At 31.4% G+C, this 21,609-nt stretch carries 18 protein-coding genes; 9 read left to right on the forward strand and 9 right to left on the reverse strand.

Annotated elements, in window-relative coordinates:
• The first annotated feature begins 90 nt into the window (after window positions 1–90).
• The 5 genes from AXE80_RS07790 to AXE80_RS07810 all read left to right on the forward strand — a co-directional run bounded on the left by AXE80_RS07790 (window position 91) and on the right by AXE80_RS07810 (window position 7,959).
• Window positions 91–3,426 carry a transglutaminase family protein gene (locus AXE80_RS07790; RefSeq protein WP_068826042.1) on the forward strand — a complete coding sequence of 1,112 codons (3,336 nt, stop codon included), beginning with the start codon at window positions 91–93 and terminating at the stop codon, window positions 3,424–3,426.
• A gap of 10 nt (window positions 3,427–3,436) precedes the next feature.
• The gene (locus tag AXE80_RS07795; RefSeq protein ID WP_068826044.1) at window positions 3,437–5,992 is read left to right on the forward strand and encodes a circularly permuted type 2 ATP-grasp protein; all 2,556 of its coding nucleotides are present in this window, start codon (window positions 3,437–3,439) and stop codon (window positions 5,990–5,992) included.
• Window positions 5,992–6,924 carry a transglutaminase family protein gene (locus AXE80_RS07800; RefSeq protein WP_068826045.1) on the forward strand — a complete coding sequence of 311 codons (933 nt, stop codon included), beginning with the start codon at window positions 5,992–5,994 and terminating at the stop codon, window positions 6,922–6,924. Before AXE80_RS07795 ends, AXE80_RS07800 begins: the two co-directional genes overlap by 1 nt.
• A gap of 103 nt (window positions 6,925–7,027) precedes the next feature.
• Window positions 7,028–7,585, forward strand: a complete 558-nt coding sequence (locus tag AXE80_RS07805) for a DUF4494 domain-containing protein (protein WP_068826046.1) — start codon at window positions 7,028–7,030, stop codon at window positions 7,583–7,585.
• On the forward strand, window positions 7,585–7,959 hold the full coding sequence (locus tag AXE80_RS07810) for a DUF423 domain-containing protein (protein WP_068826047.1): 375 nt from the start codon (window positions 7,585–7,587) through the stop codon (window positions 7,957–7,959). The genes AXE80_RS07805 and AXE80_RS07810 overlap by 1 nt, the downstream gene beginning before the upstream one ends.
• A 66-nt stretch (window positions 7,960–8,025) precedes the next feature.
• Here the strand turns inward: AXE80_RS07810 and AXE80_RS07815 are convergent, their stop codons facing one another.
• The gene (locus AXE80_RS07815; protein ID WP_083194619.1) at window positions 8,026–8,889 is read right to left on the reverse strand and encodes a DUF4382 domain-containing protein; all 864 of its coding nucleotides are present in this window, start codon (window positions 8,887–8,889) and stop codon (window positions 8,026–8,028) included.
• Between the two features lie 183 nt (window positions 8,890–9,072).
• On the opposite strand from AXE80_RS07815, the gene AXE80_RS07820 reads away from it, so the two are divergent.
• From AXE80_RS07820 to AXE80_RS07830, 3 genes are all read left to right on the forward strand, one after another.
• The gene (locus tag AXE80_RS07820; RefSeq protein ID WP_068826048.1) at window positions 9,073–9,444 is read left to right on the forward strand and encodes a hypothetical protein; all 372 of its coding nucleotides are present in this window, start codon (window positions 9,073–9,075) and stop codon (window positions 9,442–9,444) included.
• A gap of 64 nt (window positions 9,445–9,508) precedes the next feature.
• The gene (locus tag AXE80_RS07825; protein ID WP_068826050.1) at window positions 9,509–9,964 is read left to right on the forward strand and encodes a hypothetical protein; all 456 of its coding nucleotides are present in this window, start codon (window positions 9,509–9,511) and stop codon (window positions 9,962–9,964) included.
• Window positions 9,965–10,032: 68 nt separating this feature from the next.
• Window positions 10,033–10,317, forward strand: a complete 285-nt coding sequence (locus tag AXE80_RS07830; RefSeq protein ID WP_068826053.1) for a DUF3817 domain-containing protein — start codon at window positions 10,033–10,035, stop codon at window positions 10,315–10,317.
• A 76-nt stretch (window positions 10,318–10,393) separates the two neighbouring features.
• Here AXE80_RS07830 and AXE80_RS07835 read toward each other — a convergent pair whose 3' ends face one another.
• The 6 genes from AXE80_RS07835 to AXE80_RS07860 form a co-directional block, all read right to left on the reverse strand.
• On the reverse strand, window positions 10,394–12,736 hold the full coding sequence (locus AXE80_RS07835; protein ID WP_068826055.1) for a TonB-dependent receptor: 2,343 nt from the start codon (window positions 12,734–12,736) through the stop codon (window positions 10,394–10,396).
• Window positions 12,737–12,993: 257 nt separating this feature from the next.
• The gene (arfB, locus tag AXE80_RS07840; protein WP_068826056.1) at window positions 12,994–13,398 is read right to left on the reverse strand and encodes an alternative ribosome rescue aminoacyl-tRNA hydrolase ArfB; all 405 of its coding nucleotides are present in this window, start codon (window positions 13,396–13,398) and stop codon (window positions 12,994–12,996) included.
• 4 nt (window positions 13,399–13,402) lie between these two features.
• Window positions 13,403–13,966: an AAA family ATPase gene (locus AXE80_RS07845; RefSeq protein WP_068826059.1), complete on the reverse strand. Its 564-nt coding sequence runs from the start codon at window positions 13,964–13,966 to the stop codon at window positions 13,403–13,405.
• Window positions 13,927–14,559: a nicotinamide riboside transporter PnuC gene (gene pnuC / locus AXE80_RS07850; RefSeq protein ID WP_068826061.1), complete on the reverse strand. Its 633-nt coding sequence runs from the start codon at window positions 14,557–14,559 to the stop codon at window positions 13,927–13,929. Before pnuC ends, AXE80_RS07845 begins: the two co-directional genes overlap by 40 nt.
• Window positions 14,543–14,803 (reverse strand): thiamine-binding protein, encoded by a 261-nt coding sequence (locus tag AXE80_RS07855; RefSeq protein WP_068828776.1) that lies wholly within the window; start codon window positions 14,801–14,803, stop codon window positions 14,543–14,545. The genes pnuC and AXE80_RS07855 overlap by 17 nt, the downstream gene beginning before the upstream one ends.
• Window positions 14,804–14,951: 148 nt before the next feature.
• Window positions 14,952–19,019: a T9SS type A sorting domain-containing protein gene (locus tag AXE80_RS07860; protein WP_083194620.1), complete on the reverse strand. Its 4,068-nt coding sequence runs from the start codon at window positions 19,017–19,019 to the stop codon at window positions 14,952–14,954.
• 175 nt (window positions 19,020–19,194) lie between these two features.
• On the opposite strand from AXE80_RS07860, the gene AXE80_RS07865 reads away from it, so the two are divergent.
• Complete coding sequence (locus AXE80_RS07865) at window positions 19,195–19,701, forward strand: hypothetical protein (protein ID WP_418382193.1); 507 nt, start codon at window positions 19,195–19,197, stop codon at window positions 19,699–19,701.
• Here the strand turns inward: AXE80_RS07865 and AXE80_RS07870 are convergent.
• Window positions 19,696–20,685, reverse strand: a complete 990-nt coding sequence (locus AXE80_RS07870; RefSeq protein ID WP_068826065.1) for a DUF4421 family protein — start codon at window positions 20,683–20,685, stop codon at window positions 19,696–19,698. The two genes, AXE80_RS07865 and AXE80_RS07870, sit on opposite strands and share 6 nt — an antisense overlap.
• Window positions 20,686–21,588, reverse strand: a complete 903-nt coding sequence (gene hemF / locus AXE80_RS07875; protein WP_068826067.1) for an oxygen-dependent coproporphyrinogen oxidase — start codon at window positions 21,586–21,588, stop codon at window positions 20,686–20,688. It lies immediately after the preceding gene.
• Window positions 21,589–21,609: the final 21 nt, after the last annotated feature.

Below are 21,609 nucleotides of genomic sequence, written 5' to 3' on the forward strand. Positions count from 1 at the left end.
ATTAATTATTGAATACTATATAGCTCATTACACATACCAAATTTGGCTTTTTAAAAAATTATTTAAAGCTTTTTAATCATCATAAAACCTATGGCTCTAAAAGTAGTTATCTCACACAAAACAAAATATAAATACGATCGATCTGTAAATTTATCTCCTCATATTTTTAGACTAAGACCGGCTCCACACAGTAGGACGCCTATAGAATCTTATTCCTTAAAAATAGAACCCGAAAACCACTTTTTTAACTGGCAACAAGACCCTTTTGGAAACTACCAAGCAAGAGTTGTTTTTCCTGATAAAACAAAAGAATTATCTATTCAAGTTGAAATTGTTGCTGATTTAAAAACCATCAACCCTTTTGATTTTTTTGTTGAAGATAGCGCTGAAGAATATCCTTTTAAATATTCAGAAGCTCTTAAAAAAGAGTTACATCCTTATTTAGAGATTAACGATAAAGGAGAACTTATTGATGCTTTTATTAAAACCATAGATTTTACCCCTAGAAAAACTATCTATTTTTTAATAGACTTAAATCAAAAAATATATCATTACTTAAACTATAATATCCGATTAGAGCCTGGTGTTCAAACTTCTGAAAAAACGTTGAGTTGCAAAACGGGATCTTGTAGAGATTACGCATGGTTATTAGTACAAGTAGCACGTCATTTAGGTTTTGGAGCAAGATTTGTTTCTGGTTATATTGTGCAATTAAAAGCAGATGAGGAATCGCTTGACGGACCTTCGGGACCTGTAGAAGATTTTACCGATTTACATGCATGGGCAGAAATCTATATTCCGGGAGCAGGTTGGATTGGTTTTGATGCTACCTCTGGACTTTTGGCAGGAGAAGGACATATTCCTCTTTCTTGTACACCTCATTATGAAAGTGCTGCTCCTGTGACTGGAATGTCTGACAAATGTGAGACTGAATTTGAGTTTGAAAACTCTGTAACTCGAATTTTAGAATCTCCTAGAGTAACCAAACCATATACTGAAGAACAATGGAAAGCCATTGAAAAATTAGGACATAAAGTAGAAAGAGATTTACAAAAAGGAGATGTACGCTTAACAATGGGTGGAGAGCCCACTTTTGTTTCTATAGATGATATGGAATCTCCTGAATGGAATACTGATGCTGATGGCCCACACAAACAAAAACTTGCCAATGATCTTACCAAAAGATTACTTGATAAAGTTGCTAAAGGTGGAATGCTACACCATGCCCAAGGAAAATGGTATCCTGGAGAACCCCTACCTAGATGGGAAATACAATTGTATTGGAGAAAAGATGGAAAAAATATTTGGCATAATGAAGAGTTACTTTCTTGCTTTGCCCCTAACCCAATTGTACCAGAAGGGAGCGATCTTAGGTTTTTAGAAACCCTAAGTAAATACCTTAATGTTTCGTACAAACACATCATTCCTACCTATGAAGATGCCTTTTATATGCTTTGGGAAGAAGGAAATTTACCTATAGATATTGATATTAGTAAAGATGATAGTGAGGATTTAATCAGAAAAAAATTAGCCGAAATACTAGCCCAAGGTACTCATAAAGCTGTGGGGTATGTACTGCCTTTAAATAAATATCAAGACAAATGGTTTACTAGCGAATGGGTGTTTAGGAGAAATCAATTATTCTTAACCCCAGGAACCTCGCCAATTGGATTAAGACTCCCTTTAAGCTCATTAATGTCTAAACCAGAATATGAGGTCTTCCCTGTTTACGAACCAGACTTATTCAAAGAAAGAAAAAACTTACCTAGTTTTAAAAGATTGGTAAATATTAGGTATAAAGAGTTTTGTACCAATGGACTAGATACTAATAAACCCAAATACTTTGTTAGAACAGCAATCTGTTCAGAAGTTAGAAATGGTAAATTGTATTTGTTCTTACCTCCATTAGAATCTGCAGATGCCTTTTTAGATTTAATTGCCTCAATTGAAGCAACTGCTAAAGAATTAAAAATTCCTGTTATTCTAGAAGGATATAACCCTCCTCATGACAATAGAATTGAATCTATGAAAATTACGCCAGACCCTGGAGTAATAGAGGTAAATGTACACCCCATGAAAAATTGGAGTGAACTGGTAGAAAACACAATGACGTTATATAACGAAGCAAAAAAGTCTCGTTTAGGAACCGAAAAATTCATGTTAGATGGGAAACACACAGGAACTGGAGGTGGAAACCATGTAACACTTGGTGGAACAACACCTGCCGATAGCCCGTTGTTAAGAAAGCCTAGTTTGTTAAGAAGTTTACTTACTTTTTGGCAACATCATCCTGGATTGTCCTATTTGTTTTCTGGGGCATTTGTTGGAGCTACAAGTCAAGCTCCTAGAATAGATGAAGCTAGAATGGAAAACCTATATGAATTAGAAATTGCTTTTAGTCAAATACCTAAAGATGGTGAAGTTCCTTTTTGGTTAACCGACAGACTGTTTAGACACTTATTAACAGATTTGACAGGAAACACCCACAGAGCAGAATTTTGTATTGATAAACTATATTCTCCTGATTCATCATCTGGTAGATTAGGAATTTTAGAATTAAGAGGTTTTGACATGCCTCCTCATCCACAAATGAGTTTGATGCAAATGCTTTTGGTAAGAACCTTAGTTGCTTGGTTTTGGAAAAAACCATACGAACATGATTTAGTTAGATGGGGAACAGAACTGCACGATAAATTCTTAATTGAACATTATGTGCGTGAAGACATTAAAGATATTGTTAATCAATTAAACAAAGCTGGTTATAAATTTCAACTAGACTGGTTTGATCCTTTCTTTGAATTTAGATTCCCATTACACGGAATGGTAGACATCAATAATATTCATTTAGAATTAAGAGCAGGTATAGAACCTTGGAATGTATTAGGAGAAGAGATGACCGGTGGTGGAACGGCTCGTTACGTAGATTCTTCTTTGGAGCGTTTACAGGTTAAAGTTTCTAATTTTGTGAATGAAAGATATGTATTGACTTGTAATGGTGTAAAAGTTCAATTACAACCCACTACCACTAAAGGAGAATATGTTGCTGGAATAAGATACAAAGCATGGGATCCATATTCTGCACTACACCCAACCATTGGAGTAGATACTCCCCTAGCATTTGATATTGTAGACACGTGGAATAGAAAATCTATTGGAGGATGTAAATATTTTGTAGCACATCCAGGAGGAAGATCATATGAAACGTTCCCTGTAAATAGTTTTGAAGCAGAATCTAGAAGAATCAATCGTTTTTGGGATATTGGTGAAACACAAACGGATGTAGACACTATTGAAGAAATTACGCAAAGTGAAATTGAAGCACCACAAAGGTCTGTAGAAGAAATTGGTAGCTTAAAAAAATTCAGATATAAAACCATTCCAGTAGACAAAGAATTTCCAAATACCTTAGATTTGCGTAAAAAATAGTACAAGGTAGATGGCCATTGAGGGAAACAACATTTTTAAAGATTATATAGCTGGGTTAAAAGACTATGATGAAGTCATTAAACCAAGTAAAGAAATCAATCAGAATTGGAGTCAATTATTTGATAATCTGAAAGAAATAGACACGGAAGAACTTCACGAAATACAAAGTGAAATCAACTGGTTGATGGCAGAAAATGGAGTAACTTATAATGTTTATAATGCTCCAAATGGTTTAAATAGACCTTGGCAATTAAATGCAATTCCATTTATTATTCACGAAAATGAATGGTCTAAAATTGAAAAAGGAATCAAACAAAGAGCTGAGTTATTAAACTTGATTCTAAAAGATATTTATGGAGAACGAAAACTAATAAAAGACAATATTATTCCGCCTGAAGTATTTTATGAGCATAGAGGTTTTTTAAGACAATGTGATCAAATAGAATACAACACCACTAAAAATTTAATGGTGTACTCAGCTGAACTATCAAGAGGACCCGATGGTAGAATGTGGGTCGTAAATGATAGAACTCAAGCTCCTTCTGGAATGGGATACGCATTAGAAAACAGGTTTACAACTAGTAGAACTGCATCTAAATTATTTAATGATTTAAACGTTAAACAACCCTCCGAGTTTTTTAATGATTTTAATCAAATGCTGATTGATGCCGCTCCTCAAGGTATTGACAACCCTAATATTGTTATTTTAACTCCAGGTCCCCATAACGAAACCTATTTTGAGCACACTTACTTATCTTCTTTACTAGGACATCCTTTGGTTAAAGGAAATGACTTGGTAGTAAGAAATGGTTTTGTGTGGATGAAATCCTTAAAAGGTTTAAAAAAAGTAGATGTTATTTTAAGACGTGTAGATGATGTTTTTGTGGATCCTTTAGAACTTAAAGAAGATTCTTACCTAGGCGTTGCCGGATTGTTAGAAGTGGTAAGAAACAAGAACATTTCTGTAATAAATCCTGTTGGAAGTGGCGTGATTGAAAACTTTGGATTGATTCCATTTATGAACGCCATTTGTAATTATTTTTTTAAAGAAGATTTAATTTTACCCCAAATTGCTTCTTGGTGGTGCGGACAAGAAAAAGAAAGAGCTCTTGTCTTAAAAAACATCAAAAAATTTGTGGTAAAACGTATTGACAAATCCAATAGAGAAAGTCTGTTTTTTTGTAAATCATTAACAGAAGCAGAAATAGAAAATCTTAAAAAAGAAATCCTTAAAAATCCACATAGATTTGTGGCTCAAGAATACATTTCTTTTTCATCAGCTCCAAATTACAGTAATGGAACGCTAGAACCTAGAAAAGTGGTTTGCAGAACTTTTAGCATTGCCAAAGAAAATAGTTATAGTGTAATGCCTGGAGGATTGGTTCGTGTTGCTCCAGACAATAAAGAATTAAGAGTTTCTAATCAACGAGGGGGAATTAGCAAAGACTTTTGGATTGTTAGTGACCATAATCAAGAAAATATTCAACAATACACTTGGAATAAATCACAAAAAACTGAAACCTCAGACATCAATGATTTACCTAGTGATACTGCAAATAATTTATTTTGGTCTGGAAGATATTTAGGAAGGGCTTTAATTACATCTAGATTTATAAGAACTGTATTAAACAATATGAATAATGAGCAATATAACACTCATATTCCCGATTCTGAAATTCTAACTCACCTATACAAAGCCATCACCAATATTACCTCTACATTTCCTGGTTTTGTAGGAAAAGGAAGTGAAGAATTATTAAAAGATCCTTTAAAAGAATTACAATCATTAATTTTAGATCCTACAAGAATTGGTAGTTTGGCACAAACCCTAAACAGCTTTAACAACTCATACTACACTTTAAGAAACTTATGGTCTAAAGATATGTGGAGAGTTTTTGATAGTATCAAAAAGCTTTGGAAACAATATGATAGTACCAAAACGTACTCTTTAAACAGCTTGATAAAACTCCTTGATAGAACCATTACAAGATTGGTGGCCTTTATGGCGCTAATTGAAGAGAGTATTATGGTAAAACAAGGCTTGCTCTTATATTTTATAGGTTTACAAATGGAACAGGCAACTATGAATATTGCCAAATGTCGCTCTCTTATTGTTTTTGATCACGATAATTATTTGAATTACGATATTTTAGAAGCCCTATTAAACAGTCATGAAAGTTTAAATATTTACAGATATAGTTATCAATCTTATTTGAGTATTGAAAATGTAATTAGCCTAATTATTTTAGACAAAGAATATGCTAAATCTCTACATTATCAACTACGTAGAATTCAAAAAGACATTGCTAGGTTACCAATCCCTCAAAACACTGTAGGGTTTAAAGAATGTCAAGATAAAATACAAAAAGCTTGTTTTATCATGGAGCATATTGATCCAACTGTACTGTTAAACATCAACAAAGAAAATTCTCAAAGAGAAAACATGGAAAAAACACTTTCTATGCTTAGTGATTTGTTGCATGAAACTTCTTTGGCAATATCTACAACTTATTTTGATCACACCTATCAACAAACCCAAATGGTACCTCAAAAAATTGATCTATAATGTTATATAAAGTCATACATACTACCGAATATAAATATGATGAAGGAGTTACCTTTTGCCATAACATGGCTATTTTAAAACCTAAAAACATCATTGGTCAAGAACTGGTGTCTTATGATTTAAATATTAGCCCCACTCCTGCAGATTTTTCTGAAAAGTTAGACTTTTTCGGAAACACAGTCACTCGTTTTTCAATTCAAGAATATCATAAAAAATTAAAAGTTACCGCAACAAGCCTTGTCAACAAAAACATTCTTAAGTGCAAAAACATACATGATTCTGAAGCTGCTAAAAAAATAACATTGTCAGAAACTTTAGAACTTTTAAAAAGTGTTGAACCCGCAATTTTAGATGCTAGACAATATCAATTAGAATCTGTATTGATTAACACTATTAATGAAGATATTCAAGCCTATGCTAAACAATCTTTTTTACCTAATAGATCTGTGTTTGAAGCGAGCAATGAACTTATGCAAAGAATATTTAAAGATTTTGAATTCAATACAACTTTTTCTAACGTAGCTACTCCTATTAGTGAGGTAATGAAAGAAAAAAAAGGGGTCTGTCAAGATTTTGCTCAAATAGCCATTGCTTGTTTAAGATCTGTTAATTTACCAGCAAGATATGTTAGCGGATATATAGAAACATTACCCCCTCCAGGAAAAGAAAAACTAGTAGGAACCGATGCTTCACATGCTTGGTTTTCTGTATACATTCCTACTTTTGGCTGGGTAGATTTTGACCCAACTAACAATCAAATCCCTAAAGACCAACACATCATTGTTGCTTGGGGTAGAGACTACTACGATGTAGCCCCTTTAAAAGGTGTTTTGTATAGTAGTGGACTAAGCACATTATCTGTTTCTGTAGATATTAGACCCTATGTAGAAGACAATTTAATGAAGCAATCACAACAACAGCAACAGCAGTAAACCTTTTAAAAACAAAATAGCAAATCACACAATAGATTCTGAATATTTATAAGCTATATTCTAATGATTTGTTTATTTTTGGCTCTCTAAAATTTTTATAATTATGTGGTACGAAGTAAAAGTTAAATACAGTAAAATAGACGATAACGAAAAGATTAAAACCTTTAATCAACCTTATTTATTTGATGCGTTAACTTTTACAGAAGCAGAAGCTCGTGCTACAGATGAGATGGGTAAATATTTGTCTGAAGGATTTAAAATCACAAATATTAAAGTTGCTAACTTTTCTGAAATTTTCCCAAGTGAACATGGAGATCGTTGGTTTAAGTGTAAAGTTTCTTTAGTTACTTTAGATGAGGACAAAGGTTTAGAGCGTAGAACCAATACTTATGTTTTGGTACAAGCTTTAGATGTTAAAGATGCTTATGAATACTTAACAGAGCAATTTGCAGATACTGTTTCTGATTACTCTATACCAAGTATTACAGAATCTCCTATTATTGATATTTTCCCTTTCTTTGATGGTGAAGAAGAACCAGTTGCTGTAGCTGCTGCACCACAAACTTATACTGAGGATTCTTTTGATGAAGACAACAACATTGATGATGATGTTTTAGAAGATGAAATGGTGGATGAAACAGAAGATGTTTTAGAAGACTAATGCAAAACATCGCCTATATATTCGGAGGTCTTTTTGGATTTATTTCTATTGTTTTAGGAGCTTTTGGTAGCCACTTACTAAAGAAAAAATGGTCTAAAGAAATTCTAGATAGTTTTGAAATTGGGGTAAAATATCAAATGTATCATGCCCTATTTTTAATTTTATTGGGATTGGTATTGCCTTTACCATCAACCATAGCTACATTAGCAATAATACTTGCTATTGTTGGCGTAATTATGTTTTCAGGAAGTATTTACGGAATTTGTATTTTAAAAAGTCGTGAAATTCCTGTTAAATTTTTAGGTCCTATCACGCCATTAGGAGGATTATGTTTATTACTCTCTTGGGCATTCTTTTTATTATCTTTAATATAAAAAACCAAAAGCCTTTCAGTACAACTGAAAGGCTTTTGGTTTAATATGATTTCAAAATTATGTTATCTATTGTTGCTCCACTGCTGTTTGTAATTTAATTGCTTCTAACTCTTCTGTTTCACCCACAGTTACTTCGATATCCGTTTCCAAAGTATATTCTATAAAACCTTCTTTAGAAATAACCAAACTATAAGATCCGTTTGAAATTCCCTGCAAGATAAACACTCCAAAAGCATTTGTTTCTGTTTTTGTTACTAATTCCTGTGTCATAGTATCATATAACGAAACTGTTGCTCCTTCAATTGCTGATAAATCTCCTTCTACTTGTCCATCTACATCTTCCAAAACTTTTCCTTGAATAATCCCTGAGTTCTTTTCAGCATTTACTCTAATTACTGGCTTTAAACTATAACTCCCATTACCTTGTGCTACAATTGACTCTTGGGCATCCCAATCCAAAACAAAAGTATAAAAGAAACCTGCTTCAAGTGCTTCATCTAAATTAATCTTTAAACCAGATTGTTGAGCACTAGGAGTACTTAACGGCTTTGCTTCTGTTTCTCCTTTTAACACAACGGTATTGTTATCTCCTAAAACCAATCTAATTTGATGCATGGTATTAGCCTCTACAGTTTCATCAGCTAAAATTTTATTTTCTCCACCTACTAATGTTGTTAAATCAACACTTAAAGGTCCTTCAAAACTTTCTAAACTTTTCCAACCTTCATCATTACCTGCATTGTATTGAATATCTACAATCTCAACATTTACCTGCTCGTAATTTCCAGGAGCATCAACTAGTTTAAATTTAACTTGAGCTGTTCCTGCTCCATCACTATTGCTACAGCTTTGCATTAAACCTAATATAGTTAATGACAAAACTGAAAAAAACATTTTTCTAAAACTTAATTTAATAGTTTGCATTTTCATAATATATCCTTTTAAAATTAATTCCCTTAAAAAACAACATATACTATGCCATAGTTAGACATCGCTGATACTTAAAAAACAATATACTCTTTAATATTTACAAAAGCATAATGCAATTACATCATTAATTTATGCTTTAGAATAAAGATAAGTAGTATTTTTACGACATCATTTACAAAAAAGATGTCTACCAAAAAACACAGTAGGTCCTACAGACTTTTTAGGATATTTATTTCTAAAAATAGAACTAAAGTATCACATGCTTTAGACACTTTTTTTTATGGTTTAAAAAGTGAAGCCAAAGACACGGTAAACACTACTCATATCATTCAGAAATACATTCTTCACAGCGGAGAAATTACTCCAGAAGAAGAAAAGTTTTTAAAATTATATGTGTATGATATGCTTAAAATAGCAGGAATTGGTATTCCTTTTATTTTGCTGCCTGGAGCAAGTATCATTATCCCTTTTCTTCTTAAAGCTGCCGAAAAAAGAAACATAGACCTAATGCCTTCTAACTTTAAAGGCAAACCTAACAACAAACTAAAGCATTAATAATCTATTTTGCTATCTCGTTAATTTTAAGTAAATTAGGTAGAGTAACTTTAAGATTATCATTATGACAAATCAAAAAATAGTATTTAAAAATGCAGCTAAAATATATGTAGCTATTGTTGGTTTTTACTTTTTTATGAAACTTATTGGAATGTCTGATATTATTGAGTTTAGAATATTAAACATTCTGTTTGTGATTTGGGGAATAAACAGTTCCATAAAAAACAATATTTTTCAAAATATGGATAATAATTATTTAACCAATTTATCCATAGGTTTTTCTACTGGTTTATTAGGAATTTTAGGAGTAATCACCTCTATGGTAATATACATTACCTTAATTGATGATTCTTTAATGATGACTTTACAAACCACTTCTTTTTGGGGAAACAACTTAACATTACCCAAAGTTGTATTTTCTATGACTATAGAAGCCATGGCATCCTGTGTAATTAGTACTTTTATTTTAATGCAGTATTGGAAAAAACATAAAATTGAATCTTTGATAAAACATTCATAAAAAAATCCCAACTATAACAGTTGGGATTTTTTGTTTTAGTATTTTTGAGCTACTCAATTTTTACACAGATGATTACATTAAAAAACTTTAAGATTATTGCCTTATTAGAAGGAATTTCATATTTATTACTTTTAGGTATTGGTTCTCCTTTAAAACACTTTACAGGAAACGATATATTGGTTAGAACTTTAGGAATGCCACATGGTTTATTATTTGTAACCTATGTAATTATGGCATTTTTACTAAAAAGTGAACAAAAATGGACTAACAAAGAATTTGCTATTATTTTAGTTTGTTCTATACTTCCTTTTGGAACTTTTTATGCTGATAAAAAATATTTACAGGTAAAATAAATACTTAGTATAAAGAATAAAAAAAGTCCCATTTGAAAATTCAAATGGGACTTTTTTTATGAAACAATCTCAATTATTAAAACTTTAAAGTAACACCCACTAAAAAGTTTCTAGTGGCTTGTGGATAGTACCCAGCACCATCTAATGTTGTTATGGTATTTGGATTAGACCAATCATCATCATAAGTATAATAATACCCTCTATCTACATACTCCTTATTAAAAATATTATTGATTAAAGCAGAAAAAACAATCGACTTAAAAATCTTTGAAGTTTCTAATACATAAGTAGCGTTAATATCACTAGTATAGTAACTATTTAGAACATCGTTACTACTTACTACGCTGTTTAAATTACTCATGTATTGTTTTCCTACATATTTTGATAACAACGATACTTGAAAGTTTTCTATAGGTTGATAAGTACATACAGTTCCTACGATAACATCTGGAGAAAAAGAAATATTAGTATCTCCCAAGTTTCTATAATTATCATCAATTTTTGCAACAAAATCTCTGTTTTTATTAGAACTAACAGAGGTATTGGCTTTTATAGAAAATTGATTACTTATTTTTAAATCTGCATCAATTTCTAAACCTAATCTATAACTACTTCCTGATGTTGCTCTAATAGGGGCACCTACTCCATCTAAAGCACCAGTTAAAACCAATTGGTTTTTATAATCCATATAGAAAATATTAGAATTTACACTGATAACTTTTCCATTAGCACGCCATCCAAATTCATAATCATATAAAGTTTCATGAGTATTTACTCCGCCTTCAAAATCGTTTCTATTTGGCTCCCTATTGGCTACTGCAAGAGAAGCATACAAACTGTTATTTTTGTTGGCTTTATAAGTAAAACCAAATTTTGGATTAAAGAAGTTAAAATTAGCGTTTACATCAATTGGAACTATATCAGAAGTAATTCCTTTGGTTTTATAATTTACAAACCTTCCTTGTAAATCTATATAAGCAGATAGTTTTTCAACAATATTAAATGTTGCTTTAGCAAAAACAGAAAAGTCTGATTTTTTAGCATCTGAAAAATAGTATCTATCTCTAATATTGGTGTTTGCTGCTAAATTATTTCCCCAAATAACTTCTCCAAAATGTTCTCCTGTATAATTAGAATATGAAATTCCTGTGATAAAATTTAAGCCTTTTGTTTTATAATTGGTATTAAAATTAGCCACATAAAAATCATTATCTAACCAACGTCTTACAATTACATCACTTCCATCAATAATTAAATTATTAAAATCCGCAGCATCTTCTCCTGCTTTGTATTGCTCAAAAAAACCAGAACCTTTGGTATAGTTCAATCCTAAATTAGTTGACCAATATTTATTTAATTTTTCACTCCAGTGTAATTGATAATGATTTTGGCCGTAATCATCAACTTCATTGTCATAAGTATAAGGATTTTGTCTTCTATCATCTTCCAACTCATCTGCTGTTAAACCATACCAAGCCTGATATGTTTTTTCTTTTCCACCAAAAGTAATGGCTTTAATCAAAGTATTTTCATCCGTATAACTGGCCTGTAAATAAAAAGATTTTATATCAGAAAAAGCTCTATCAACATATCCATCAGAATAAATATTAGACAAACGTCCCGCAATTTCTATATGATCATTTAGTTTTCCTGTACTAAATTTTACAGTATGTTTTCTAGTAGCATAAGACCCAAAAGAATTTGAAATTTCTCCATAAGCTTCTTCAGAAACCGCATCGGTTAAAATATTAATACTAGCTCCAAAAGCACCAGAACCATTAGTTGATGTACCTACTCCACGTTGCAATTGTAAATTTTGAGTAGAAGAAGCAAAATCTCCTAAATTCACCCAAAAAGTTCCATGACTTTCTGCATCATTATATGGAATTCCATTCACAGTAACATTGATACGCTCTCCATTAGAACCACGGACACTCATATAAGTATATCCTACTCCTGCTCCGGCATCGGATGAAGAAACCACCGATGGCATATAGTTTAATAGTACAGGAATATCTTGCCCCAAATTACGCTTTGCTAATTCCTCTTTAGAAATGTTAGAAAACGTTACAGGAATATCATTATTCACACGAACGGCTGATACTAAAACTTCTTCTAGAACAGTTGAGTTTTGTTCTAAACTAAACTGAATTTGGGTGTTTTTGTTTAAATCAACTTGCTTAAAAACCGTTTTATATCCTAAATAAGATACTTGAACAGTATAAGTTCCTTGGTTTAAGTTAATACTAAACTCTCCATCATCATCTGTTAAAGTTCCGTTCTTATTTTCCACCACAAAAACAGTAGCTCCAAACAAATTTTCTTTGGATTGATTAACCACACTTCCGGAAAGTGTATAGGTTTGGGAGCTTGCAAGTACACTTACAAACATGAACAAAAAAATAAATATTTTTTTCATTTTAAAATTTTAAAACGAATAAAAAGAGGTTATTATTCCGGTGTTGAAATTGAATAATATATGGTGAACATTATTAAAAATAACATTCTATTTTCCCTAAACAGCATTGCCTGTTCTAGGTTCTTTGGGTATGATCTCAGCCGTTGTATGTTGAAAGTATAAAAGTAAAAACGATCAACTAAAAGCACCCCTTTATGAGAACGCTGCAAAAATACGCTCTATTTTGTGAACTAAAAACCTTAAAATGATTTATTATTTTATTCTTGATTTGGTTTTCTTCTTAAATTTTTCTTTTCAGAATTTCGTTGCTTTCCATCAATTCTCTTCTGAACAGAAGATTTTGTAGGCTTAGTTGCTTTTCTCATTTTAGGTCTAATCAAATTTTGAGTGATTAAATCTAAAAACTTCTTAATGATGAGTTCTTTGTTTTTATGTTGTGATCTACTTTCATCACAAAACAAAATTAACTGATGCTCTTTCGATAGTTTTGATGATAACTTATCTATCAACAAAGCTTTTTCCCTATCTGACAAAGCATTAGATTGTTCTAAATTAAAAGTTAATTCAATTTTAGAAGAAACTTTATTTACGTGCTGTCCTCCAGCTCCAGAACTTCTGATAGCCTTAAAATTAAGCTCTTTTATAATTTCTTCTTTATTCATTTCTTTACTTTATTAACAATTTATCTATAGCTGTAGTTGCCAAATTAAAACGAGTTTGTTTATCTCCTTTTATCAGCACATAAGGTTTGTTATATTTTTTTAAAGCATTTTCAAAAGCCATAAACATTTCTTCTCTTTGCTCTGGTCTATCTCTTAAATCATCTGCTTCCCAGGGAATATCAATATAAGTTAATAAATACAAATCATATTTATTTTCTATGGCTGCTTTATTCAATTTTTCATCAACAAAACCATTGTAATACTCTTCTGAATACACTTTGGTTTCAAGTAGGTCTGTATCGCAAATCAACAGTTTATTCGCTTTATTTGCCAAAGTATTTTCTAAACACATTTGCCCCTTGGCTATTGGTATGATATCTTCTTTTTGACAAACTTGTTGTTCGTTCTCCCATTTTTCTTGTAAATAATCTCTAGAAAATTCTGGAACCCAAACAGTTTTATAATGCTCTGCTAATTGACGAGAAAGTGTTGTTTTACCTGTAGATTCAGGACCAAACAATACTACTTTTATGATATTATTTGTTTGTTGTCTAAGCTTTTTTTCCATGCTAAATACCCTTGAATGGCAAGAATTGTAAAAATAAAATATTGTAACGATAACATTCCTAAACCTCTATAAGCATATAGAGGAACTGTAATTAAATCGGCAAAAATCCATAACACCCAATTTTCTATTTTTTTATTGGCCATATACCACATTGCTGTAAAGAAAATACCCGATGTAAAAATATCAATATAATTTTCTGGTTTTATATCATATCCAAAAGACTTATATACCAAATAAGTTACCACCATTGTAACAACCACCAATAAAACTCCAATAATTTTCTCTTTAAGGCTTGTTCTAGAAACGGGTATTGTAGTTTTATTATTTTTCTTTCTAGACCAGTTCCACCATCCGTAAATACTCATGACTGAATAATAAAAATTCATCATCATATCTCCAAAATATTGAGCTTTGTATAGTAAATAAACAGTAATGACTGTAGCAATCAATCCAACAGGATAAACCAGTATATTCTCTTTTTTAGAATAGATTACACTTGCAATTCCAAAAACAAAAGCAATAGCTTCTAAAACTATATCACCTACAGGAGTATGCTCATAAGCACTTAAAAAAAAATTAGAAATGTGGTTCATAATTACTTCTATCAGATTTTACCATTTTTAAGTTTACCACAACATTTTCTTGACTTTCAAAAGATTTTTTAATCTCCTCTGTTAAAAATGGCATCAGCTTATCGTACTCTCCATAAATCTGAGTACTCATTGGGTTTTCTAACACTGTAAATTCAGATGCTCGTAACCTTTTTATAAAATGTATAATATGTTCTTCAAAATTATTGTTTAGAGGCAATAATGTTAATTCTATAGAAACCTTCATTTTTGATTTATTTAAAGAAGTAAAAATAGGCATCGTTTTTTTAGTGAGTAAACAAATTCATATTAATTTATGTTATACTATCATCTATTAAAAAACAAAAGACCATAAATATTACTTTATGGTCTTTTGCTTTTTAGTTCTAGTTTATTTAATTATTCACCAATAATCTTTTTATTTCTTTGGTGCCGTCTTTAAATTCTATATTGACAATATATATTCCATTGTTAAAATCAAACAAGTCTATTACATTTCCAACCTTGTTTATTTGTTTAACCAATATTCCTGAAACATTATAAATACTAATTTTAGAAACCTTATCACTTCCTTGTACATAAACAGATCCTTTTGCTGGATTTGGGTACATGTTAAATACTTCTCCTTCTGTTATATCAACACTTAAAGATTTTTTACTGCCAGATACCGTATCTTCTACTGTACTAGAAATATCATCATAGTAGTATTCTCCTACAAAATTACCAGTATTTATTTTGACTAAGATACTTGAGGTTTCTTCAGTAATATCAACCGTATAAGTAAATTCTTGATAAGTATTTGTTAAATCAAATGGAGAAGATGTTTTCTGAATGGTTCCACTTGCCGTAGTATTAACTCCGATTTGGAATTTAAACTTGGCTCCTGAAGTTGGAGATTTTACCCAAGCTTTAACAGTTAATGTTTTTCCATTTAAATCGCCTACATATTCAGTATTCAATAATTGAACTTTATTATATCCATCAGCTGTAGTTACATCTATAAAAGTACTTACGTCACCAGAGTTTGAGTTTGTTGTTCCATCAGCAAAAGTAGCCGCTGCCGATCCAGACACACTATGCGTCCAATCTTCGGTATATCCACATTCAAAATCTCCGTTAATAATAATCCCTCCATCTTCAACTTCACCACAAGTACTTGCAGGAGGAACAGCTTTACCAATTACAATAACCTCTGCCAATTTTAATTGAGTATTAGATTTTGCAGATTGCACTCTAACATACCTTGCTGACTTATTAAGATTGGTTAGCGAAAATACTCTTGATGAAGGAGAATTACTGTAAAAGTAATTTCCAGTACCTGCATGTGCAATTGCTTCTGCTAAAGTTGTTGTTGAAGTAAAAGGTGTATCACTAATCAACACATAAAAATCTTCAAAATCTGGATCATCTTGACTAATTGACGCTCCATTTAATTCTTGAGTTCCCCAAACATCAATGTTTTCTACTGTTGAAATTTGTCCTAAATCTAAATCCCACCAAGGTTCACTTTCTTGTTGTGTATAAGCAGATGAACCAATTGGCACTTCTCCTTTTTGGTAAAATTGTGTGTGAATTTTACCGTTTGTATTTCCATCAATAGCTCTATCAGCAGGAGTAGCGATTGCTACACTTTCAAAACTTTCGTTTGTAGAGGTAGAACTTTGTGTAGCTGTACCATAAATACTCAATACTTTTGATTGTGGTGCTAATGCAACTTCAGACTCATAAACTGCACTAGAATATGGAGCTTCTGTTGAATTTGCGTTTACAATATCAACTCTAATTTGGAAAGACTTATACTCAAATGTAAATCTATCTGGAATCAATTCATTAATTATAAAATATAATTGATCTCCTCTCTCTGCATCTTTATAAACACCATTTACGGTTAAATATTCTTTTAATTTATCTACAGAAGCAAATTCATAAATACGTTGAGGGTATGAATATCTTAAATCTCCTTGTGCCCAAGCTTGTTTAGTTCCAAAATTATATGTTCCTCCAGAATCTGATACCAAACCGTTTACAGAAAACCTTAACGAATGATCTGCAGAACTTGTAACATCTACCTTTAAATCTACCGTTAAATCATCATGATATGACAATGCTTCATCAGCATTAGCTGCTAAATACGCACTATTTAATAAAGAAGCATCTGTAAATGGCGTAAAAACAATTTCTCTTTCTTTATGAATATCAGTATTTGTTAAATACGCAATATTATCACAGTGTTCAGTATAATTATAAGTTGCTCCATTAGAGTCTAATTCAATACCATAATGATTGGTTACATTATTTTCAGTTAAATTCACAAATAACCAAGGGGTAAATCCGTTATTTCTAGTCTTCACCTTATCATAGTCAGGACTAGTTCCTACTACTTTTGACACTCTTATTCCTGTTCCTAAATCTTCTAATTTGATATTTTCAAAAGTGTGGTTTTGAGAGTGCTTCCACATATCAATTCCTTTTGCATTCATATTCTTTCCTGATATATAAACATCTTTAAAAGAATAATCCATTTGATATGTTAACTGAAAACCTGTATTTACTCCCCATGCTTTAAACCCATCAAAAACAGAACGAGATTCGTGATTTACTCCCATATCTCTCTCAATAGAATTCATTGCAGTATAAGAGTTTATAACTGTAGTATTTTCAATAATTAAAGAAACCTCAACAGGCATTACTCCATCACCAGCTGCACTATAAACGTTTTTTTCTAAAGGAAATTGATCTATTTGAAAACCTGGTCTTACAGCTGCAAGTGCTTCAGGATCTACTCTTCTTAAATTGTTAACTACCGGATTTAAGTTAGTAATCCCCACAGCAAAATTAGCGTTTGATATTACGTTATTCTTACAAACAACAGCTCTTCCTTTCATTGCTAATCCTTCTCCTCTAAAAAGGTAATCATCATAAAATAAAGCTGAATGGTAAAAATCAGCATCAAAAGTAACTTCACCTGAAGTAGGATGCATAGCTGTTCCTTTTCCATCTCTCGCTTTTCTAATATCCACTAATAAATTATCATTCCAAAAACCAGTTTCATTTCCTGCCTCCGAAACAATTCCTGCTCCACTAACATCATATACTACATTTTTAGATACGTTTGCATGAGAATCGTGTTGAGTAATTGCCCAACCAGGATTTCCCCAAACAGCATTTCCTTCTACAACAGCTGCATTGGTTCCGTTTGTTGCTCCAGTCATATGTAAGTGGATAGAGTATCTACCTCTTGGATTGGTAACAGCATTTGGTTCTGGCTGCTTTAATTGCATACACTCTTGTCCTAATGATGATAATTTAGAGATAGGAACTACAGGGTCTAACCATTTATCATATATAAAATCATCGGTCAACCTACTTTTATCTGTTCTTCCCATATCCTTAAACAAAGCATATTTTACTTGTACGTTAGCAGGATTGTGCATTGCCATAAAATGTCCACGCTTAGAAATTTCTGTTTCTGCAGAAGAAAAAGTAATATTTCTAGACAAGTTACCAACATAACTATTCAATCCCTGAGAGGCATTAGGCCTATGGTTGTTTTGTAAATTTTGATCTACAGTAACCGAAGTTCCGGATATATTTGTAATCGCAACTTGATCTATTCCTGTTGAAGAAATATCTGACTGATTACCACTACTAGTAATTACCAATTCATCATTTACATTCCACCCTATTGGAGTAGTTGTTAATGAAAAACTATTGTTTCCAGAATCTGCAACACCACTCAACATCACCATATTGGTCTTTTCTTTACCTAAAATTTCAATTTCACCAGCGGTAATTAAACCAAGAGATAACATTTTAGGATCCCAAGTATTTCTTCCATAAACCCCCGCACCATCATCTACTAATGTTGATGAATACTCACTTATAGAAGTATTTAAATTTCCTTCGGCTGCATTGTCAAATCTATCTTTATCATCAGTTGTCGTTATCTGATAAGTTTTAAGATAATGTGGTTTTCCATCTTTAAAAAATTGTTTTGCTGTAGTAGACCATTTTAAAGGATAAATCCTAGTCTGATTACTCCTGTGCTGCATAATATCAAAAGGTTTAAAAACCACTTCAATATTACCATCGGTTACATCATCAGCAATAATTTTAATGTTAGACCCCATAAGTCCTACAAAAGTATCTACAACCAATTTTGTAGTACTAGCTTGATTTGTTTGTTGAATGATAAATCCACCATCTACTCTAATAGCAAAAATGTGTTCGTCTGAGTTCTCTTCATAAGTAACTGTAAGCCCAGAAGGAATTATTACAATAGCTGCTGAAGTTGGTACTCCCTTATCTCCCCAAACAGTAGTATCATTCCAATTTCCAGATTTTAGGGCAGTGTGAGTGGCTGTGTCGTCTGGTACTAGATTATCAACATCCATACTAGCATACAAAAGATGTGTGCATAGTAACATGGTTACTAATGCACACCTAAAAAGTAGTTTTTTCATTATTTGTTAGTTTTAGTTAGGATATTATCAATAAATAAAGGGTAATATTAATAATATCGAAGCGAATATATAATAATTTATTAAACATTCAAAAACGAAATACTTTATTTTTTAATAAAAACATAAACAAAACGTTTAATTATTATGAATAACACAAGTATTTACTTAATTGTAAATGATCTTAAAATTTTATCTTCGTGATGTCATGAATACAGCTACAGTAAAACAACTAAAAACAGAATTAAATGATATTGATAGGTTAAAACTTATTGATATTATTTTAAGACTATCAAAATTCAAAAAAGAAAATAAAGAACTTTTAACTTATTTACTTTTTGAATCAGAAAACGAACAGGATTATGTACATGAAATAAAAATAGAGATTGATGAAGCTTTTTCACAGATTAATACTTCTTCTTTTTTCTACATCAAGAAAAGTGTTCGTAAAATTCTAAAAATGGTTAAAACTTATATACGCTATTCTAACGTAAAAGAAACAGAGATTGAGCTACTCCTCTATTTTTGTAAAAAGCTTCGTTCTTTAAAGCCATCAATAACTAAAAATCAGCAATTGGTTAATCTTTACGGGAGAGAAATTAAAAATATTGAGAAGAAAATCAACACATTACACGAAGATCTTCAGTATGATTTTACCTTGCTTTTAGAAAATTTAAAATCATAAACCAAACCTATTAAATAACTTTTCTAAACTTTTAAAAGCTTTAAAACGATACCCTAAATGTATAGAGGCAAAAACTCTAGAATCAACTAAATTCATATTTGCATATTCTTCATAAGATGTTGAATTAATCAAAACACTTACTCCGTAATAAAATTTGTTTGAAGTATAACCTAAACCTAGTCTAGTTCGTAAGCCTATGTTGGGAATTAAAAGATGATCTTGCTCTACTCCACCTCCGGTATTGTTGTGAATATTTCTTACATATTTAATTCCTACACTAGGAGTAATTTGCCCAAACAGATATTTATTTTTATCAAAAACTAAATTATAAATATATCCACCTATAAAATTTAGATTATAACTTTCATCATTCAACACGAAGTAATCTGTAGTAGGTTTGTCTATTTTTGAATAATTGTATTTTAACACAGCCATCCAAGTTCCTTTAGATTTTAATTGCCTTTCTGTATTTGAAAAAATAGCTCTATATCCAAATTTATTACTAAAGTAGTATCTTGTTTCTCCTCCAATTTCTAAAGTATTTAAATTAGAGATTTGCAAATAAGGATCTTTTCCTTTTTCCCAACCATCTACATAATCATCAGTGTTTTTAACATAAAAACCTTTGGTGCGATAGTAATAAAATTGTTGATATAACTTAGGGAAATAAATTCTGATTCTGTAATGCCTATATTCAGCAGGACCTTTTAAGGCAAAGTCATTTTTTAAAAAACCGGGAGTAAAACCTAATTTTACTCCCAATATTTTATAGTTTAGCGAGAATGCTAACTTACCAACTTCATTTTGTCTAAGCGAATAATCATTTGAGGTATTAAGGTTTGATACCTCTAAGGCTTGTTCCTCTAATTCTAATGAAGTTCTTATATTTATTTTATGCGAAAAAGTTTCTACATACAGAGTATCTTTTTTCTGGCTAAATGCAGAAATATAGCATACTATGATAAAGAACTTTATGACACGCATTTATATCCATTCTTTTGGGTTCATTAATGTTTTAACCAACCTTTCTTCCTCGCTATCTTTTTGAGGTTCATGACAATAATGCCATTGTACATGTGGTGGCAAACTCATTAAAATAGATTCAATTCTGCCATTGGTTTTTAAACCAAACAACGTTCCTCTGTCATGAACTAAATTAAATTCCACATAACGTCCTCTACGGACTTCTTGCCAATCTCTTTGTTCTTTAGTATAAGGTAAATCTTTTCGCTTTTCTGCAATAGGCACATAACTTTCTAAAAAGCTATTTCCTACTTCTGTAACAAAATTGTACCATTGATCTAAAGACATATCTTCTGTAGGTTTGCAATAATCAAAAAACAAACCTCCTATTCCTCTAGCTTCATTTCTATGAGCATTCCAAAAATACTCATCACATTTCTTTTTGTACAACGGATAAAATTCAGAATTGTGTTGGTCACAAGCTGTTTTACAAACTGTATGAAAATGTACAGCATCTTCATCAAACAAATAGTAAGGAGTTAAATCTTGTCCACCACCAAACCATTGGGTAACTACATTACCTGATTCGTCATACATTTCAAAATATCGCCAATTTGCATGTACTGTTGGCACCATAGGATTTTTAGGATGTATCACCAAACTCAAACCACAAGCATAGAAATTCCCTTCTTCTACTCCAAATTGTTTACGTAAAGCCAAAGGCAATTCACCATGAACAGATGATATATTCACCCCTCCTTTTTCAAACACTTTTCCATTTGAAATTACACGAGTTCTACCTCCACCTCCTTCGGGTCTATCCCAAAGATCTTGTACAAATTTTGCTTCACCATCTACAGCCTCTAAACCTGCACAAATAGTATCTTGTAATTGTTGTATGTAGTTGTAAAATTGTTCTTTCATTTTTTTAGCTTTTAGCTATTG

The sequence above is a fragment of the Wenyingzhuangia fucanilytica genome, from assembly GCF_001697185.1.
In the GTDB taxonomy this organism is placed as follows: Bacteria; Bacteroidota; Bacteroidia; order Flavobacteriales; family Flavobacteriaceae; genus Wenyingzhuangia; species Wenyingzhuangia fucanilytica.

Excerpts from the sequence above, each read along its gene's own strand:
- AXE80_RS07790 (WP_068826042.1), top strand. The coding sequence starts at position 91 with ATGGCTCTAAAAGTAGTTATCTCACACAAAACAAAATATAAATACGAT.
- AXE80_RS07795 (WP_068826044.1), top strand. The coding sequence starts at position 3,437 with ATGGCCATTGAGGGAAACAACATTTTTAAAGATTATATAGCTGGGTTA.
- AXE80_RS07800 (WP_068826045.1), top strand. The coding sequence starts at position 5,992 with ATGTTATATAAAGTCATACATACTACCGAATATAAATATGATGAAGGA.
- AXE80_RS07805 (WP_068826046.1), top strand. The coding sequence starts at position 7,028 with ATGTGGTACGAAGTAAAAGTTAAATACAGTAAAATAGACGATAACGAA.
- AXE80_RS07810 (WP_068826047.1), top strand. The coding sequence starts at position 7,585 with ATGCAAAACATCGCCTATATATTCGGAGGTCTTTTTGGATTTATTTCT.
- AXE80_RS07815 (WP_083194619.1), bottom strand. The coding sequence starts at position 8,889 with ATGAAAATGCAAACTATTAAATTAAGTTTTAGAAAAATGTTTTTTTCA.
- AXE80_RS07820 (WP_068826048.1), top strand. The coding sequence starts at position 9,073 with ATGTCTACCAAAAAACACAGTAGGTCCTACAGACTTTTTAGGATATTT.
- AXE80_RS07825 (WP_068826050.1), top strand. The coding sequence starts at position 9,509 with ATGACAAATCAAAAAATAGTATTTAAAAATGCAGCTAAAATATATGTA.
- AXE80_RS07830 (WP_068826053.1), top strand. The coding sequence starts at position 10,033 with ATGATTACATTAAAAAACTTTAAGATTATTGCCTTATTAGAAGGAATT.
- AXE80_RS07835 (WP_068826055.1), bottom strand. The coding sequence starts at position 12,736 with ATGAAAAAAATATTTATTTTTTTGTTCATGTTTGTAAGTGTACTTGCA.
- arfB (WP_068826056.1), bottom strand. The coding sequence starts at position 13,398 with ATGAATAAAGAAGAAATTATAAAAGAGCTTAATTTTAAGGCTATCAGA.
- AXE80_RS07845 (WP_068826059.1), bottom strand. The coding sequence starts at position 13,966 with ATGGAAAAAAAGCTTAGACAACAAACAAATAATATCATAAAAGTAGTA.
- pnuC (WP_068826061.1), bottom strand. The coding sequence starts at position 14,559 with ATGAACCACATTTCTAATTTTTTTTTAAGTGCTTATGAGCATACTCCT.
- AXE80_RS07855 (WP_068828776.1), bottom strand. The coding sequence starts at position 14,803 with ATGAAGGTTTCTATAGAATTAACATTATTGCCTCTAAACAATAATTTT.
- AXE80_RS07860 (WP_083194620.1), bottom strand. The coding sequence starts at position 19,019 with ATGAAAAAACTACTTTTTAGGTGTGCATTAGTAACCATGTTACTATGC.
- AXE80_RS07865 (WP_418382193.1), top strand. The coding sequence starts at position 19,195 with ATGATCTTAAAATTTTATCTTCGTGATGTCATGAATACAGCTACAGTA.
- AXE80_RS07870 (WP_068826065.1), bottom strand. The coding sequence starts at position 20,685 with ATGCGTGTCATAAAGTTCTTTATCATAGTATGCTATATTTCTGCATTT.
- hemF (WP_068826067.1), bottom strand. The coding sequence starts at position 21,588 with ATGAAAGAACAATTTTACAACTACATACAACAATTACAAGATACTATT.